Source organism: Bacillus sp. RC240, from assembly GCF_044907945.1.
Classification (GTDB): Bacteria; Bacillota; Bacilli; order Bacillales; family Bacillaceae_G; genus Bacillus_A; species Bacillus_A mycoides.
In genome coordinates, this window is sequence record NZ_JBIYCT010000002.1 from 456,230 (window position 1) to 471,938 (window position 15,709).

Annotated in this window: 15 protein-coding genes and 1 tRNA gene; 5 read left to right on the forward strand and 11 right to left on the reverse strand. The window is 36.3% G+C overall.

The window, feature by feature from the left end:
- Positions 1–21: 21 nt before the first annotated feature.
- From ABH955_RS10375 to ABH955_RS10395, 5 genes are all read right to left on the reverse strand, one after another.
- Positions 22–939 (reverse strand): PstS family phosphate ABC transporter substrate-binding protein, encoded by a 918-nt coding sequence (locus tag ABH955_RS10375; RefSeq protein ID WP_002138359.1) that lies wholly within the window; start codon positions 937–939, stop codon positions 22–24.
- Positions 940–1,460: 521 nt separating this feature from the next.
- Entirely contained in the window at positions 1,461–3,587 is a 2,127-nt protein-coding gene (locus ABH955_RS10380; protein ID WP_269480955.1) for a peptidoglycan D,D-transpeptidase FtsI family protein, read from the reverse strand.
- Positions 3,588–3,696: 109 nt separating this feature from the next.
- The gene (locus ABH955_RS10385) at positions 3,697–4,974 is read right to left on the reverse strand and encodes an MFS transporter (protein ID WP_002015154.1); all 1,278 of its coding nucleotides are present in this window, start codon (positions 4,972–4,974) and stop codon (positions 3,697–3,699) included.
- A gap of 122 nt (positions 4,975–5,096) precedes the next feature.
- Positions 5,097–5,708, reverse strand: coding sequence for a superoxide dismutase [Mn] (gene sodA, locus ABH955_RS10390; protein ID WP_001052029.1), 612 nt, complete (start codon positions 5,706–5,708; stop codon positions 5,097–5,099).
- 223 nt (positions 5,709–5,931) lie between these two features.
- A tRNA-Ile gene (locus ABH955_RS10395) sits at positions 5,932–6,005 on the reverse strand.
- A 239-nt stretch (positions 6,006–6,244) separates the two neighbouring features.
- Here ABH955_RS10395 and yqgB point away from each other — a divergent pair.
- The 3 genes from yqgB (at position 6,245) to ispG (ending at position 8,719) form a co-directional block, all read left to right on the forward strand.
- Entirely contained in the window at positions 6,245–7,012 is a 768-nt protein-coding gene (yqgB, locus tag ABH955_RS10400) for a protein YqgB (protein ID WP_269480953.1), read from the forward strand.
- A 66-nt stretch (positions 7,013–7,078) separates the two neighbouring features.
- A complete protein-coding gene (locus tag ABH955_RS10405; protein ID WP_002088653.1) occupies positions 7,079–7,450 on the forward strand; it encodes a hypothetical protein in 372 nt (123 codons plus the stop codon).
- Positions 7,451–7,606: 156 nt separating this feature from the next.
- On the forward strand, positions 7,607–8,719 hold the full coding sequence (gene ispG, locus ABH955_RS10410) for a flavodoxin-dependent (E)-4-hydroxy-3-methylbut-2-enyl-diphosphate synthase (RefSeq protein ID WP_219303551.1): 1,113 nt from the start codon (positions 7,607–7,609) through the stop codon (positions 8,717–8,719).
- Positions 8,720–8,803: 84 nt separating this feature from the next.
- On the opposite strand, the gene ABH955_RS10415 is transcribed toward ispG, so the two are convergent.
- The 4 genes from ABH955_RS10415 to ABH955_RS10430 all read right to left on the reverse strand — a co-directional run bounded on the left by ABH955_RS10415 (position 8,804) and on the right by ABH955_RS10430 (position 11,893).
- Positions 8,804–9,217 carry a Fur family transcriptional regulator gene (locus tag ABH955_RS10415; RefSeq protein ID WP_002015164.1) on the reverse strand — a complete coding sequence of 138 codons (414 nt, stop codon included), beginning with the start codon at positions 9,215–9,217 and terminating at the stop codon, positions 8,804–8,806.
- 13 nt (positions 9,218–9,230) lie between these two features.
- On the reverse strand, positions 9,231–10,064 hold the full coding sequence (locus ABH955_RS10420; protein WP_002015165.1) for a metal ABC transporter permease: 834 nt from the start codon (positions 10,062–10,064) through the stop codon (positions 9,231–9,233).
- The gene (locus ABH955_RS10425; RefSeq protein ID WP_002015167.1) at positions 10,064–10,834 is read right to left on the reverse strand and encodes a metal ABC transporter ATP-binding protein; all 771 of its coding nucleotides are present in this window, start codon (positions 10,832–10,834) and stop codon (positions 10,064–10,066) included. Before ABH955_RS10425 ends, ABH955_RS10420 begins: the two co-directional genes overlap by 1 nt.
- 180 nt (positions 10,835–11,014) lie before the next feature.
- Positions 11,015–11,893 carry a YitT family protein gene (locus ABH955_RS10430; protein ID WP_002015168.1) on the reverse strand — a complete coding sequence of 293 codons (879 nt, stop codon included), beginning with the start codon at positions 11,891–11,893 and terminating at the stop codon, positions 11,015–11,017.
- A 151-nt stretch (positions 11,894–12,044) separates the two neighbouring features.
- Between ABH955_RS10430 and ABH955_RS10435 the strand changes: the two genes are divergently transcribed.
- Entirely contained in the window at positions 12,045–12,299 is a 255-nt protein-coding gene (locus ABH955_RS10435; RefSeq protein WP_002088657.1) for a DUF2624 domain-containing protein, read from the forward strand.
- A gap of 19 nt (positions 12,300–12,318) precedes the next feature.
- On the opposite strand, the gene ABH955_RS10440 is transcribed toward ABH955_RS10435, so the two are convergent.
- Together ABH955_RS10440 and ABH955_RS10445 are read right to left on the reverse strand one after the other, a co-directional pair.
- Positions 12,319–13,215 carry a deoxyribonuclease IV gene (locus ABH955_RS10440; protein WP_404491098.1) on the reverse strand — a complete coding sequence of 299 codons (897 nt, stop codon included), beginning with the start codon at positions 13,213–13,215 and terminating at the stop codon, positions 12,319–12,321.
- A 250-nt stretch (positions 13,216–13,465) separates the two neighbouring features.
- A complete protein-coding gene (locus ABH955_RS10445; protein WP_002015172.1) occupies positions 13,466–14,776 on the reverse strand; it encodes a DEAD/DEAH box helicase in 1,311 nt (436 codons plus the stop codon).
- A gap of 179 nt (positions 14,777–14,955) precedes the next feature.
- On the opposite strand from ABH955_RS10445, the gene vrrA reads away from it, so the two are divergent.
- Positions 14,956–15,681 (forward strand): VrrA/YqfQ family protein, encoded by a 726-nt coding sequence (gene vrrA / locus ABH955_RS10450; RefSeq protein WP_002184950.1) that lies wholly within the window; start codon positions 14,956–14,958, stop codon positions 15,679–15,681.
- The last annotated feature ends 28 nt before the right edge of the window (positions 15,682–15,709 follow it).

A 15,709-nucleotide genomic window follows, 5' to 3' on the forward strand; every position in this document is an offset into this window, starting at 1 on the left:
AAACCCCTTTCCACCCTGACATTACCTTTTTATTTCTGTTAACATTCGCAGCTGTTCATTATATTTTTCTTTTGGTAATTTTACATATCCGACCTCTTCAGCAAGGCTTCCAACATGCTTAATCATAAACTCAACATAATTTGCTACATTAATTTTATTTCTGATGGATGCATGATTCACATACGTAAATAGCGGCCTAGATAATGGCTTATACGTACCCGACTGAATGGTCTCTTTCGTTGGAAATACACCATCCACCTGTATTGCTTTTACCTTATCTCGATTGGCCATATAATAAGCATATCCTACAAAAGCAATGGCATTTTTATCATTCATTACCCCTTGCATAATAACTTGATCGTCTTCAGACAAAGAAACCGTTTTTACAAGGCGATTATTTTGTAAGACAACATTTTGGAAATAATCATAAGTACCAGAGTCTACGCCTGGCGCATAAAATTTAACTTGTTCACGAGGCCATGATGAATGAATTTGTGACCATCGTTTCAATCTTCCATTTTCACTCCATAGTAGACGTAACTCATCTATCGTCATATTGTTTACCCACGTATTTTGACGATTCACAACAATCGTTAGACCGTCATAAGCAACCTCAAATGGTGTAAATTGAATGGATTTTTTCTGCATTGCATTTTCTTCTACCGGTTTCATCAATCTCGAAGCATTGTTTATATCTACTTCTCCTTTACTGAAACGATTAAATCCTCCCCCTGTCCCAGAAATACTAATAGAAATTTTCACGTTTGGATGGGCCTTTGTATATTCCTCTGCTACTGCCTCTATAATGGGGAAAACCGTTGAGGATCCATCAACTCTCACTTCTCCCATTTCATTTGTAGCGAATGCAGTAGACATATTAAAACAAAGGAAACATGTCGATAATGTCAAAACTTTAATCGATGCGCTCATCCATTTCACGTGTTCTTCCTCCTAGAAGTAACCGGAAATAACAGGATTACAGATATAAGAATACTGCTAAACTATTAATTCGGTTTTAATTATTTGTAAAAGTTTTGTAAAGTCCCACAAAAACAACTGTATACACAAACTTTATTTTCACTTTTGTACTTTAGATGCAGGAAATTTTCTAATCATCCATAAAGCGAAACTTTAATCAGTGGGGGTTTTGTTCATCCCCCACTGATTATTAGCCCTCACCAATCGGGCGTTTACGGGCAGCAGGGCTCCCACCTAACTTCTTTGCTCCAGCTGAATTTTGAGGTGGGAGTTTTACCGCCCTCAAACGCGGGATAAAACTGCTATCGCCTATCACACACAACAAACTTAGAGCGTATGCACTAATCTTGTTGTGTTCATCGTTTTTGAAACTACATGTTTTTTCAATATTTTATGCTTGTCCATATTTACTAAACCATATGCGTAAGGCATAAAAAAAAGCACACTATCTTTTCAGATAGTGTGCTTTTTTTACAACTTTTTTATTCATCATCTTGATTTTTATTTTTTTTCGCTTTTTCATCTTGCGGAGCTTCACCAGTTAATGCTTGTTTTTTCAAATCAAAGTAAGCGTCCATTATTTCACGACTGATATATCCGTTAATTCCTGTTTTATCGTCATGTACCCATGGCACAACAACAGAAAATGCTACTTCTGGATCTTCAAGTGGTGCATAACCTACTAGCGTTAAGTTATACGTTTGCACACGCTCACCGTTTTCTTTTTTACCAATCTCTTTATCTCCGCCATATACGGTTTGAGCTGTACCTGTTTTACCAGCAGCTTTATATGGTGCGCCTGTAAAGTATTTCGTGGCTGTACCACCTGAATCGTTAAACACTTGTCTAAATCCTTCTTGAACGCGTTTAATTTGCGATTCTGGCATATCAATACGATTTAATACTTTCGGTTCCATTGATTGAACAACTTTCCCTACTTCCTCTGGCTTCATAGCTGGCTGACGAATTTCCTTTACAACTTGTGGTTGCATACGATATCCACCATTTGCAATCGTCGAAATATATTGCGCTAATTGAAGCGGTGTATACGTGTCATACTGTCCAATCGATAAGTCTAGTAAGAAACCTGGTTGACTCCCTCTACCTATTTGACCAGCAGTTTCATTTGGCAAATCAATTCCTGTTTTTACACCAAGCCCAAACTGCCCAAAATAGTAACGCATAGTATCAAATGCTTTTTGTGGTATATCTAACGTACCACCTTTCACATATGAAACTCCGGCCAGGCTCATCGCTGTTTTAAACATATAAACGTTAGAAGACTTTTTTAAGGCTGTAAGGTCATCGATGTAACCCATATTTTGCCAAGATGACTTTTTAGGCGTTCCTTTTAATACAATCGGTTCATCATATTGAACTGATCCAGGTTGAATCGCCCCAGTTTGATATCCAGTAAGTACTGTTGCACCTTTTACAGTTGAACCCATCGGATAAGAACTTGTCATCGTACCTAACGCAAAGTCATTCACTTTCGTTTGCCCATCTTCGTTAACTAATTGTTTCCCTGCCATGGATAAAACTTCACCATTCTTTGGATTCATCATTACAACGAAAGCGCGATCTAAAAGCGGTTCTGATCCTTTAAATTTATTTAAGTTTTTCTCAAGAATCTCTTCTACACGCTTTTGTAATTCCATATCGATTGTTAAATTCAGATCATTACCTCGTTGTCCCTGTGACACATTAATAGTTTCTAAAATATTACCATCTTTATCTGTAACATTTCTTACTTCAGATTTTGTGCCGTGTAAACTATCTTCGTACTGTTGCTCAAGGTAACTTTTTCCTACACGATCGTTACGATTATAATCACGAACAAGATAGTGATCTAATCTTTCTCTCGGTAACCCTTCATCAGAAGAAGTTACACCACCAAGTACACTTCGGAACATATCGTCATACTTATATTTTCGCTCCCAGTCAACATTTGTATCTACACCTGGTAATTTCGCTAAATTTTCACTAATAATCGCGTATTCTTCCGGTGTTGCATTTTTTTTAACGATTTGCGGCGTCATTGCATATCCGCTTTCCATCTTACTTTTGATCGCCAATATTTCTAAATCTTTTGCTGACAGTTGATTAATCTCTTCTTCTGTTACACGATTTCGTTGACGTTCATCTAGTTCTTTATCGTCAATTTTATTCGCTTTAAACTCTTCACGATCTTTTTTTGTGATTTTTGCTTCTGCTTCTTCTTTATGTAAAGCAAGCCAATAATCTTTCTTATCGCGATCTGTTAACTTATCTGTTGGGACTTCAATTAAATCTGCTAACTTTTTCGCCGTCTCTAAGCGATCTGCTGCAGTTGATCCCTTCATTTTTGTAAATGTAATTGTACGAATAGGCTCATTATCTACGACCGCTTCTCCATTACGATCAAATATTTTCCCGCGTGGTACAGGATTACTTATCGTTGAGTTTTCTTTTTTCTCAACTTCATTTTTATATTCCTCACCACGAACAATTTGTACGTATCCAAGCCTTACAATAACCGCGGAGAACATTAAAAACACGCAAAAAAACAACACGTTTAACCGAAAAGGAACGTGGGTCTTTTTCTTTTGTTGTTTCTGCTTCTTGCTCATACAAACCCCCTCTACCAACAGCTATGTAATGTGAAAGGGACACCTTCATACAGGTGCCCTCACTGCTGTCTTACATCTTTTTCTATTCTAGCATAAAACACGCGATAAGTTAACCTTCTGGTTCAGTTTGATTCTGTGTGCTTCCTTGCGCTACAACACTGGTTTTGTTCACATTCCCCTCATCATATTTGACATTTTTAACTGCAAAATAAATAAGAAAATGTCCAGCTCCTAAAATACATAGTAAGAAAGGTAAACTTTTTTCAGGCGGAAAAAATATGACAGCACATAAAAAACTTAAAATGGAACAAATTCTTCCGGCATTTAACCATAATTCCCTGACCACTATATATTCTACACGCCATTCTCTCGCCTGTTTTGCTCTACCAATTACATCGTATGTCATTGAGCCGTACGGAACGAGTAAAATCGGATATGCAACCGCAATACATGCTGCATAAATAAGTAATTTCGTATATGTAACATTAAAAATAACTAAAAATACGACCGCATATAAAATAATGCCACCAAGTAAAATTGCTTTTTTTCGCCATTCTTTCTTTAACATACGAGCAACTAAATAATAGCATACAAATGATACTGCAGAATTCACTAAACTATATTTCCCTAGTGCTAACTCGCTACCAGATGCTAAATAGACATATACCGAAATAACGAAAATAAACGTTCCCTCTCTCAAGCCTTGGAAGAAATGAGCGCGCGTAATTCTTCCCCAGTTTTCATCAACTTGCCGCTCTTTCAATACTTGCACAATTTCATAGCGTCCTTCACATTCCCTCTTCGATAAAAAAAAGCTTAGAACGACTGCAACCGCAAATAGCATTAACGAGAGGAAGAAAACGACAGTATAACCACTCCATTTTTCCATACGTGAAATTGTATATCCTGCTGCTATCGGCCCAATCATTCCAGAGAACGATGTAAGAAGTCCTAGAAAACCGTTAAAAAAATCTCTTGTTTCTGGTTCTGTAATCTCAAATGTCAACAAGTTAAAAGCGAGCCAATAAAAACCATAACCAACTCCTAAAAGAGCTCCCATTAATAAAATATAGTGAGATGCACTTTTTCCCGCTACTAAAACGACGATAAAAAAAACAGCTAATGTGCCTACACCGATTCTCAATAAAATCGAGCGATCAATACGTTTCGCTAATTTCCCGCCCACAAGAAATGTTAGAGGCTGCAATACAACGCTGGCCAAATTATACAAGCCCAGATTCACATAATTTTGTGTTTGCTTCCATAAATAAATGTTTACAAACGTATTCGATAAAGAAATTGCGAGCGTGTATAAACCTCCTATAACGAGCAATAATACTAAATCCCGATTCACTTCAACATCACCGATTACATGTTTCCACTTCATACACAACTCTCCTTTACTTCATGTTCTAGTCTTCCAAAGACAAGCTCAATTATGTAAAAGGAGAACATAGAAAAAAGCTAGGAGAAAACCCCCTAGCTTTTTTCTAGCTGTATTAACTTTAATTATTTTGCTTCTTGGTAAAGTTTTTCAGCAACGTTCCAATCTACAACGTTCCAGAATGCACCGATGTAGTCAGGACGACGGTTTTGGTAATTTAAGTAGTAAGCATGCTCCCAAACATCTAAACCGATAACTGGAGTTTTACCTTCAGTTAGAGGAGAATCTTGGTTTGGAGTGCTTGTTACTTCTAACTCACCATTGTTTACTACTAACCAAGCCCAACCAGAACCGAAGCGAGTTGCGCCAGCTTTTGCGAATTCTGCTTTGAATGCATCGAAGCTACCGAATTTCGCTTCAATCGCAGTTGCAAGTTCGCCTACTGGTTGTCCCCCGCCGTTTGGAGATAGGATTGTCCAGAAGAATGTATGGTTAGCATGTCCGCCACCATTGTTACGTACTGCTGTACGGATTGCTTCAGGTACTTCGTTTAAGTTTGCAACTAATTCTTCAACGCTTTTGTCAGCTAATTCTGCATGACCTTCTAAAGCAGCGTTTAAGTTTGTAATATACGTGTTGTGATGTTTTGTATGATGGATGTTCATTGTTTCTTTATCAAAGTGAGGTTCTAAAGCATCATACGCATAAGGTAAATTTGGTAATTCGTGTTTTGCCATTGTTATATTCCTCCCGGTTTATGTATTGTCACTACATATGTGACCTACAACTTCATTCTACCCTAATTGCCATAGGGTGCAAACAAATAAATCGCTTTGTCTTGCTATCATTAAAGTAGCAAAATTCCCACTTCTTTTCAATTAAAATGCTCATATATTCCGAAAAAAAGCTTCCTTCTACAAGGAAGCTTCCTGCTGACATAATAAACATATGAAATGGATATGGACCCTGTAGGACTCGAACCTACGACCGGACGGTTATGAGCCGTCTGCTCTAACCAACTGAGCTAAGGGTCCACGATTATGTATGTACCATTAAAAACAACTAAATTCCAATCGGATATATCGTTTGAAAAATGTAAGATAAATTTACCATATACGAAAGAAAAGTGTCAATTGTATTTTTCTCTACTAAAAGAAGTAAATTAATAAGAAGGAATTTAGTCTTCTCTACTATATGTAAATATAATATATCTTGAGCTTCTCTAGATTCGTACGTTACAATGATTTTATACATACATAAAGGAAGTGAATCTATGTCCATTTTTACACAGCTAGCAAAAAGCGTATATTCGCCTAAAGATATGGCGCTTTTCCGTTTTCAAAAAATCGGTAAAACCATTTTGTATATTATGCTTCTTTGCCTAATCACTACTATTCCAAGAACTTTCTTGTACGGTAGCGTTATTCAAGATGGTGTTAACATGGTAAATAAAGTAATCGAAAAAGATTTACCTGATTTTAAAATTGAAAATGGCGAGCTAACAGCTGATATTGATCAACCTATCGAAAAAGAAGATGGAAATGCCCTTTTCGTATTTGATCCAAATTCAACAGACTTAGAAAAATATCAAAATAAAACAGGTTTATTTGTTTTAAAAGATAAAGTAGTCTCCATGGGGAATGGTCAAACACAAACATACTCCTATAATGACTTATTAGGCGCATCTCTTGAGAAAAAAGATTTACAAGATTTCATTTCGTTATTTGACAGTATTTATCCAATCTTATTATTCGTTATTGGGTTCTTACTGTACTTGTTCCAATTATTTATTACCTTTGTAGGAGTTACATTGCTTGCCTTCATCGGTTCTGCGATGAGCGGTCAACGCAAATTATCTTATAAACAAGTTTGGACATTAACTGCTTACAGCTACACAATTCCAACAATCTTCTTTATGATTATGGATTTATTCAAAATAAACGTACCTGGCGCAACATTCATTTACATTGCAGTTGTTTTAATCATTCTATACTTAACAATTAAAGAAGTTCCAAAGCCGAAAGAAAAACAAGAACTATAAAAAAAATGCCTAAATAGGCATTTTTTTTTTGGACAAGCATATATTCCTAGCAAAGGAGTGAAGGATATGAAGAGATTAGGTGTACTCTTATTCGTGCTTGTCCTCGGTTATATATTTTATTACGACATAAAAATCGGTACTTTACCGATGTTAAGTTCATACAAAAAAACATCTGCTGCCCAAACGATAAAAAAAGAAAATACAGATACAAAACAAAATAAAGAGAAAGAAACAGAAAAAGAAAAAGAAACGGATACAGCTTATAAAGCAATCGAAGTAAAAACTGGCGATACAGTTCTTTCTATTACAGAAGCTATTAATAAGAAAAAAATTCCTTCTATTGAAAAAGTAATTGATGATTTTAAGCAATTAAATAAAAATACATCTGCTACAAAAATCCAAGTTGGAAAGTCTTATAAATTCCCCTTATATCAATAAGCAATCACTTAATCCTTGTCAATTACATAAAAGCGCTGATACAATAGTAAAAGTGAAACCGAGTACTTTGGTTTCTATAGCCCTTTCTCACACATACTATCATTGATGTAAGGGACTAAAATAAGAAACTTCTTTTATAAGGAGAGCGATCAATTCGTGAATGAAATAACTCAACGCACAAAAACACGTCCAGTTAAAGTCGGTAATTTAACAATTGGCGGTAACAATGAATTAATTATACAAAGTATGACGACAACAAAAACGCATGATGTTGAGGCTACAGTTGCTGAAATTAAACGTTTAGAAGAAGCTGGCTGTCAAGTTGTTCGTGTTGCTGTTCCAGACGAACGCGCAGCAAATGCTATTGCTGATATTAAAAAACAAATCAACATTCCACTTGTTGCTGATATTCATTTTGATTACCGCCTTGCTTTAAAAGCAATCGAAGGCGGCATTGATAAAGTACGTATCAATCCAGGTAACATTGGACGTCGCCATAAAGTAGAAGCTGTTGTAAACGCAGCGAAAGAGCGTGGCATTCCAATCCGTATCGGTGTAAATGCCGGCTCATTAGAACGTCATATTTTAGAAAAGTATGGATATCCAACTGCTGATGGTATGGTCGAGAGCGCACTGCACCATATTAAAATTTTAGAGGACTTAGATTTCCACGATATTATCGTATCAATGAAAGCCTCTGATGTTAACTTAGCAATTGAAGCATACGAAAAAGCTGCTCGCGCTTTTGATTATCCATTACATTTAGGTATTACAGAATCAGGAACATTGTTTGCTGGGACTGTAAAAAGCGCCGCCGGTCTTGGAGCAATTTTAAGTAAAGGCATCGGAAATACACTTCGTATCTCTTTAAGCGCTGATCCAGTTGAAGAAGTAAAAGTTGCACGTGAACTATTAAAATCATTCGGTCTTGCATCTAATGCCGCAACACTTATTTCTTGTCCAACTTGTGGTCGTATTGAAATCGACCTAATTAGCATTGCTAATGAAGTCGAAGAATACATCTCCACACTTAAAGTTCCAATTAAGGTTGCAGTACTCGGCTGTGCCGTAAACGGTCCTGGTGAAGCTCGTGAAGCTGACATCGGTATTGCCGGTGCACGCGGAGAAGGTTTATTATTCCGTAAAGGGCAAGTCGTTCGTAAAGTACCAGAAGAAACAATGGTAGAAGAACTGAAAAAAGAAATTGATGTAATCGCTGCTGAAATGGCTGCCGAACGAGAAAAAGAAAAAGAAAAACAAGAACAATAAAAAGAAGGTTGCCACAATTTTTGTGAGCAACCTTTTTTTACATTCAAATTAAAAACTCGTCAGTTATATAACTGACGAGCCCTCTCATTTTGCACATTTTGGGCAACGACCATATATTTCAAACTTATGCCCCGTTACCTCATAACCTTTAAAATCTTTATTCATAAAATCCATCGGGCAGGAATTAATCTCTTTTGTACCACCACAATCTAAACAAATGAAATGATGATGATGTTCCATAATGGAGCATGTAAAACGGAAATGCTTTTCACCATTTAATTCCGTTTGCTCTAAAACACCGACTTCAGCAAAAACCGTTAAGTTACGATAAATCGTATCAAAACTAAGTCCTGGATAATCACCCTTCATATGCTCTAAAACATCTTTCGCAGTTAAATAACGATTATGAGCTGCGAATAACCTTAGCATTTCTTCCCTTTTCCCTGTATGTTTGTATCCCTTTTCCTTCATTAGGCGTAAAGCTTCTGTTAGATTCATACCTATCCCTACTTTATGCAGTTTTTTTCTTTTTCCATAAAATTGCACCAATTAAAATAAGAACCGCTATCATAACAATTGTACCACCTGGAGCTAAATCAAGTTGATACGAAGCAAACATTCCACCAATTACTGCAATTTCACCAAATAAAATGGAAAAGAAAATTGTTTGTTTAAATCCTTTTGCAATACGAATACTTGCTGCAACTGGTAACGTCATTAAAGATGATACGAGAAGAACACCTACAACACGCATTGATACCGCAATTACAAGAGCAACTAATATAATGAAGATAAAGTGAATCCACTTTGCACTTAAACCGGTTGATACAGCGTATTCCTCATCAAATGATAGTAAAAACAACTCTTTGTATAATAAAACGATCGTCGCAATAACAACAATTGCTACTATACCAATAATAATTAAATCCGCACTTGTTACAGCACTTACACTACCAAATAAATAACTAAATAAATCCGTATTGAATCCATTAGCAAGTGAGATGAAGATAACTCCAATCCCCATCCCTGCTGAAAGTATAATCGGGATTGCTAACTCTTGATAATGTTTATATACAGTACGTAATTTTTCAATTAGCAATGCTCCACCGATTGAAAAAAACATCCCCATATATAAAGGGTTTAAAAAACCACCGGTAAAGATTGTCTTTTCAAGTAATAAACTTGCTGCAATTCCTGATAACGTCACATGACTTAATGCATCCGCAATAAGCGACATGCGGCGAATTACAACGAACACGCCGATAAGTGGTGCGACAAGCCCTATTAAAATACCAGCGTATAAGGAATTACGTAAAAAATCATATTGTAAAAAATCCTGTATCATTATATCCTCCCGTGATGCCCATGTTCATGTTCTAAGCGATGAACATGATGTCCATATAAAATCGACATTTCTGCATCTTCTAACTCTCGGAATTTCTCTACATTCCCATGGAAATGTAAATGCTGATTCAAACATGCAACATGCGTCACCTTCTCTGTTACAGCACCCATATCGTGCGTAACAAGAATTAACGTAATTCCCAATCTTTTGTTTAAATCCTCTAGTATCTCATAAAAACTTGCCACATTTTTCACATCAATCCCAACAGTAGGCTCGTCCAAAATAAGCAATTCCGGATCACTTACAAGTGCACGAGCAATAAATACACGCTGCTGTTGTCCACCAGAAAGTTCTCCAATGTTGCGACCTCGAAACTCGCTCATACCTACATCAGCAATCGCTTTTTCTACTTTCGCATTATCGTCTTTCGTAAAAAAGCGAAAAAGCCCTTTTTTCGAAACGAGCCCCATTGAAACAACCTCGAAAACAGTTGCCGGGAAACCTGAGTTAAAGCTACTTGCCTTTTGGGATACATAACCAACTTTATTCCACTCTTTAAATTTCTTACTATCAATGCCAAACAATCTAATACTTCCTTGCTTTGGTTTTAAAACACCCAATAAGCATTTAAGTAAAGTCGATTTCCCTGAACCATTCGGTCCAACTAAACCTAAAAAAGCTCCCTTCGGAACTTGCAAATTAATATCTTCTAACACGTTGCGATCTTCATACCGAAACGTTAATCCTTCTATTTCCAATATATTATTCATAGCATCTCACCTATTTTAATTCAGAATGATTCCGATTTATCTCTATTTGAATTATAGTACAGCTTATTATAGTTGTAAACCAATCTGCCTAAAATATATTCTTTATTTCAAGAAACCTTATTATTATAACAAAAAGCAGAGAATAATTCTCTGCTTTCAAAAGATATTACAATTAACTTTTTAGTGAATTGCTGATTTAAACTTACCACCATTTGTCTCTTGTGTATTCATAATCGTAACAAATGCGTTTTCATCAATTTCATGCACAATTGATTTTAACTTCGTCACTTCCAGACGTGTTACAACTGCATAAATAACTTCTTTTTCTTTATCTGTATAGCCACCTTTAGCAACAAGTTTTGTTGTTCCACGACCAAGGCGGTGTAAAATTGCATTTGATACTTCCTCATATTGATCCGATACTATTAAAACTGCTTTCGTTTCGTCTAATCCTTGAATTACCGTATCAATTGTTTTGAATGCGATATAGTACGTCATAACAGAATACATCGCTTGTTCAACACCAAAAACAAATGCTGCCCATGCAAAAATGAATAAGTTCACAAACATTACGAATTCACCAACAGAAAACGGTAATTTCTTCGTTAATAGAATTCCCATAATCTCGGTCCCGTCTAACGATCCACCATGACGAATAACAAGTCCTACACCAATCCCTAAAATAAGACCGCCGAAAACTGTTGCTAAAATCGGCTCTGTTGTAAATGGCGGGATAGCATGCAACGTTGATTCAATAAATGCTAAAGCTACAATTCCAAATGCTGAAGATAACATGAATGTTTTTCCAATTTGCTTATACCCGGAGTACATAAAAGGAATGTTGAGGATAACAACTAAAGTAGAAAAGCTTAACCACCAAATATTAGGAGTAAGATAATCTAATATAAGAGAAATACCAATAATTCCACCATCAATAATTTTATTTGGCATTAAAAACAGTTCAATCGCTACCGCCGCACACGCTGCCCCAAAGACAATCATAACTAAACGATATACAAGATGAATAACACTTTCTTTTCGATGTTGCTTTTTTTCCATAAGTCCTCCTTATACTCTTTATCTATAGTTTTGTTCTTATATTATAACATAAGCTTCTTTTCCCCATTGAAAAAATGCACCTTGATACGAATATGTACAAGCTATGCGTACATATATTTCGATAGAAGAACGTGTGAAGGAGGACAACACGATGAACCTCATTAAACAAATTGTGAACAAAAAATTAAATCATATTTCTACAAAAGAACTATTGAAATATAGTAAAGAATACGAAGTTCCAATCACAACTGCACAAGCTGATAAAATCGTTTTACTTATGAAAGGGAAAAACATTAACATTTACGATAATACCGAGCGACTAGATTTGTTAAAACAAATCGCTAAAGTAACTACTCCTGCCACTGCCCAACAAGTAAATATTTTATTTCAGCAGCTATTAAAATAAGGAGGGGAAAATCCCCTCCTTATTGTGCTTTAATTTTTTCAAGAATTCCTTCATCAAAAGTACCATTTTTCAGCATTTCGATTTCTAATTTATATGGTGGCTTCTTATCTTTTTTATCTTCACCTACATACGGCGTTTCAAGAATTTTTGGTACGTGCGTAAGTTGTGGGTGATGCACAATGTGATGCAATGCCTTATAGCCAATATGACCAAAACCAATATTTTCATGACGGTCTTTTCCAGCTCCGCGTACATTTTTGCTATCGTTAATATGAAGTACTTGTAAACGATTTATCCCAACAATTTTATCAAATTCGTTTAACACACCGTCAAAATCATTTACAAGGTCATAACCTGCATCATGCGTATGACACGTATCAAAACATACGGATAGTTTTTCATTATATTTCACACCATCAATAATTTTCGCAATTTCTTCAAAGCTACGACCGCATTCCGTTCCCTTTCCTGCCATCGTTTCTAACGCAATGTTAACCGTCTGCTCTGGCGTTAATACTTCATTAAGCCCTTTAATAATTTGTTGAATACCAGCATCCGCTCCTGCACCAACGTGCGCACCTGGGTGAAGAACGATTTGTTTCGCTACACCTAATGCCGATGTTCTTTCAATTTCCATGCGAAGGAAGTCTACACCTAATTGGAATGTTTCTGGCTTCGTCGTATTCCCAAGATTAATAATGTATGGCGCATGTACGATAATTTCTTCAATACAGTTTAGTTCCATATGTTTTCTTCCTGCTTCTATGTTCAATTCTTCAATTGGTTTTCTTCGTGTATTTTGCGGTGCACCTGTATAAATCATAAACGTCGTTGCACCGTATGAAACAGCCTCTTCACTTGCTGCTAATAACATTTTCTTACCACTCATAGAAACATGAGATCCAATCTTTAACATACAATCACCTCTTCAATATACAATAGATATAATGATAGCATAATTTGTAGAAATATGTAGCGAATTGTTTGTTCACACAAAAGGCACTACATAGATTAAACAGACTATTCAAACAATCTGCGCTCTATACTTAAATTAACCCAATAAAGCGAAACTTTAGTCAACGTTTTTTCTACCCCTCACTAATTATTAGTCTGCATTAATCGACTTTCTCTCAAGCAGTGAGATAAAAAAAAATAAGGGAAATCCCTTATCTTTTTTTATTGCTATATTTTTTCTTCACTTTGTCACGTTCTGTTGCAAGTTTTCGTTTATAGTTTGGTTTTACTTTTTTCGGCTTCTTAACAACTTTTGTTGCCATAACATCTAGTCCATCACTTGGTTTTTTACGGCTCTTACGACGACGACGGTCACCTAAATCCGCCCATTCATCTCCGCGTAAATCTACATGTTTAAACTCGATATGACGTTGTTTTTCCAAACTATCTAACGCTTCTTCATTTGCTGGATCATAAATCGTCACTGCAATACCTGAATGACCCGCACGTGCAGTTCTTCCAACACGGTGAACGAAGAAATCTAAATCTGGTGGAAGTTCATAGTTAATAACATGGCTAATTCCTTCAATATCAATACCGCGTGCCGCCAAATCTGTTGCGACAATGTATTGGAACTCTAAATCACGAACTTGTTTCATCATTTTTCTACGATCACGTGGTGATAAATCACCGTGTATACGCCCTACTTTTAATCCACGTTCTGCTAATCCATCGGCTACTTCGTCAGCCTTCTTCTTTGTGTTTGTAAAGACAATTGCTAAATATGGTTTAAATTGAAGTAGCATATTTTTCACTAATTCAGTTTTATTACGGTGTCTTGAAGGCACAAGGTAATGATCAATATTTCCTGCTGCAACTTGCTTCGGATTAATATGAATATGTTCTGGATTCTCCATATATTTCTTCAAAAATGGTTTTAATTTTTGAGGAATTGTTGCAGAGAAAACTAACATTTGCAGATTTTTAGGCATACGTGCCGCAATTTTATCTACATCTTGAATGAATCCCATATCAAGCATTAAGTCCGCTTCATCGACAATAATAGTATCCGCTTTATAGACAAATAGCGCCTTTTCTTCTACTAAATCTTTAATACGTCCTGGCGTTCCAACTACAATATGAGGTTGTTTTTTCAACTTTTCAATTGATCGTTGTTTATCAGTTCCACCAATTAAACAGCGTGCTGTAATCATTTGATCTTCTGCACAGAACTTTGTTAGTTTCACAATTTCTTCGTAAATTTGTTGTGCTAACTCACGAGTAGGCGCTGTAATAACAAGTTGTACCTCTTCACGACTTGCATCAATTCTGTTTAATGTAGGAAGTAAGTATGCATGTGTTTTCCCAGAACCAGTTTGGGATTGTCCAATTATACTCACACCTTTTTTCACGACCGGGAAAATCTTCTTTTGAATTCCTGTTGGCTCTGTAAAGCGTAGTTCACGAACTGCATCTATTAAAAATGGTTTAAAATCATACTGTGTAAAAGTTTGTAGTGTCATAAGTTACACCTTCTTTCTAAAATTTCTACTGCGCACAAATCAGTCAAGTCTACATTATATCGAAATCTACAAGTAAAATCCATCTTTAGTTTAGGTTTTTATCTCAAAAACTAACCTTCTTTCCTTCCATTGCATATTGTATGTGTATATACCTAACTGAAGAAAGGAGGATTTCCCACATGTTTCCGAAATCCCCTATAAGACAAATGTATCCGAATCGAGGACAACAATCTTACACACCATATCCGATTCCACAACTACCACCGATGGCTCAAAAAAAGAAAGGTTTCCTTGCTAAACTCTTTAAAAAACACGATCCAACCGAACCTTTCATGCAAATGGTCCCTCCTTATCGACAAATGGAAGGGCCACCGATGATGCACCAACAACCGCCGCCCCAATATCAACAGCAACAGCCATACCAACAACAATATACACAACAATATACACAACAATATCAGCCATACATGCAGCAATATCCAGAGCAGATGATACCACCTCAAATGTATGAATCAAATGATACACGTGGTGCTGCGTCAGCTACAACTGCAGCGGCATCTAGCAGCGGCATCGGTAGTTTTTTTTCAAATTTAATTTCGAACCCAACTAATATGATAAATAATATCGAAAAAGTATCTCAAGTCGTGCAATCTGTCGGTCCTGTTGTCGAACAGTACGGTCCCATTATGCGTAGTCTACCAAGCATTGTTAAAATCCTCACCTCTGGAAAAAGTACGGAAGAAAATCAAACTGAAGATGCAACAGAACAGGTTGAGGTAGCAACTCCACCTCCTCCACCTCCAAAAAGGAAACGAAAAAAAATAGTGCTTGAACCGGTAATAGAAAAAGAGGTTCCGAAAGAACCCGTTCAACAATCAGCAACAAAACCAAAACTATATGTGTAACAATCCTTTGTTTTCTATCCACTCCTCC

What these genes read in the sequence shown, in the direction of transcription:
- ABH955_RS10385 (WP_002015154.1), bottom strand. Translation starts at nt 4,974, where the DNA reads ATGAAGTGGAAACATGTAATCGGTGATGTTGAAGTGAATCGGGATTTA.
- ABH955_RS10445 (WP_002015172.1), bottom strand. Translation starts at nt 14,776, where the DNA reads ATGACACTACAAACTTTTACACAGTATGATTTTAAACCATTTTTAATA.
- ABH955_RS10430 (WP_002015168.1), bottom strand. Translation starts at nt 11,893, where the DNA reads ATGGAAAAAAAGCAACATCGAAAAGAAAGTGTTATTCATCTTGTATAT.
- ABH955_RS10405 (WP_002088653.1), top strand. Translation starts at nt 7,079, where the DNA reads ATGAAGAGATTAGGTGTACTCTTATTCGTGCTTGTCCTCGGTTATATA.
- ABH955_RS10420 (WP_002015165.1), bottom strand. Translation starts at nt 10,064, where the DNA reads ATGATACAGGATTTTTTACAATATGATTTTTTACGTAATTCCTTATAC.
- ABH955_RS10415 (WP_002015164.1), bottom strand. Translation starts at nt 9,217, where the DNA reads ATGAATCTAACAGAAGCTTTACGCCTAATGAAGGAAAAGGGATACAAA.
- vrrA (WP_002184950.1), top strand. Translation starts at nt 14,956, where the DNA reads ATGTTTCCGAAATCCCCTATAAGACAAATGTATCCGAATCGAGGACAA.
- ABH955_RS10380 (WP_269480955.1), bottom strand. Translation starts at nt 3,587, where the DNA reads ATGAGCAAGAAGCAGAAACAACAAAAGAAAAAGACCCACGTTCCTTTT.
- ABH955_RS10435 (WP_002088657.1), top strand. Translation starts at nt 12,045, where the DNA reads ATGAACCTCATTAAACAAATTGTGAACAAAAAATTAAATCATATTTCT.
- sodA (WP_001052029.1), bottom strand. Translation starts at nt 5,708, where the DNA reads ATGGCAAAACACGAATTACCAAATTTACCTTATGCGTATGATGCTTTA.
- ABH955_RS10425 (WP_002015167.1), bottom strand. Translation starts at nt 10,834, where the DNA reads ATGAATAATATATTGGAAATAGAAGGATTAACGTTTCGGTATGAAGAT.
- yqgB (WP_269480953.1), top strand. Translation starts at nt 6,245, where the DNA reads ATGTCCATTTTTACACAGCTAGCAAAAAGCGTATATTCGCCTAAAGAT.
- ABH955_RS10440 (WP_404491098.1), bottom strand. Translation starts at nt 13,215, where the DNA reads ATGTTAAAGATTGGATCTCATGTTTCTATGAGTGGTAAGAAAATGTTA.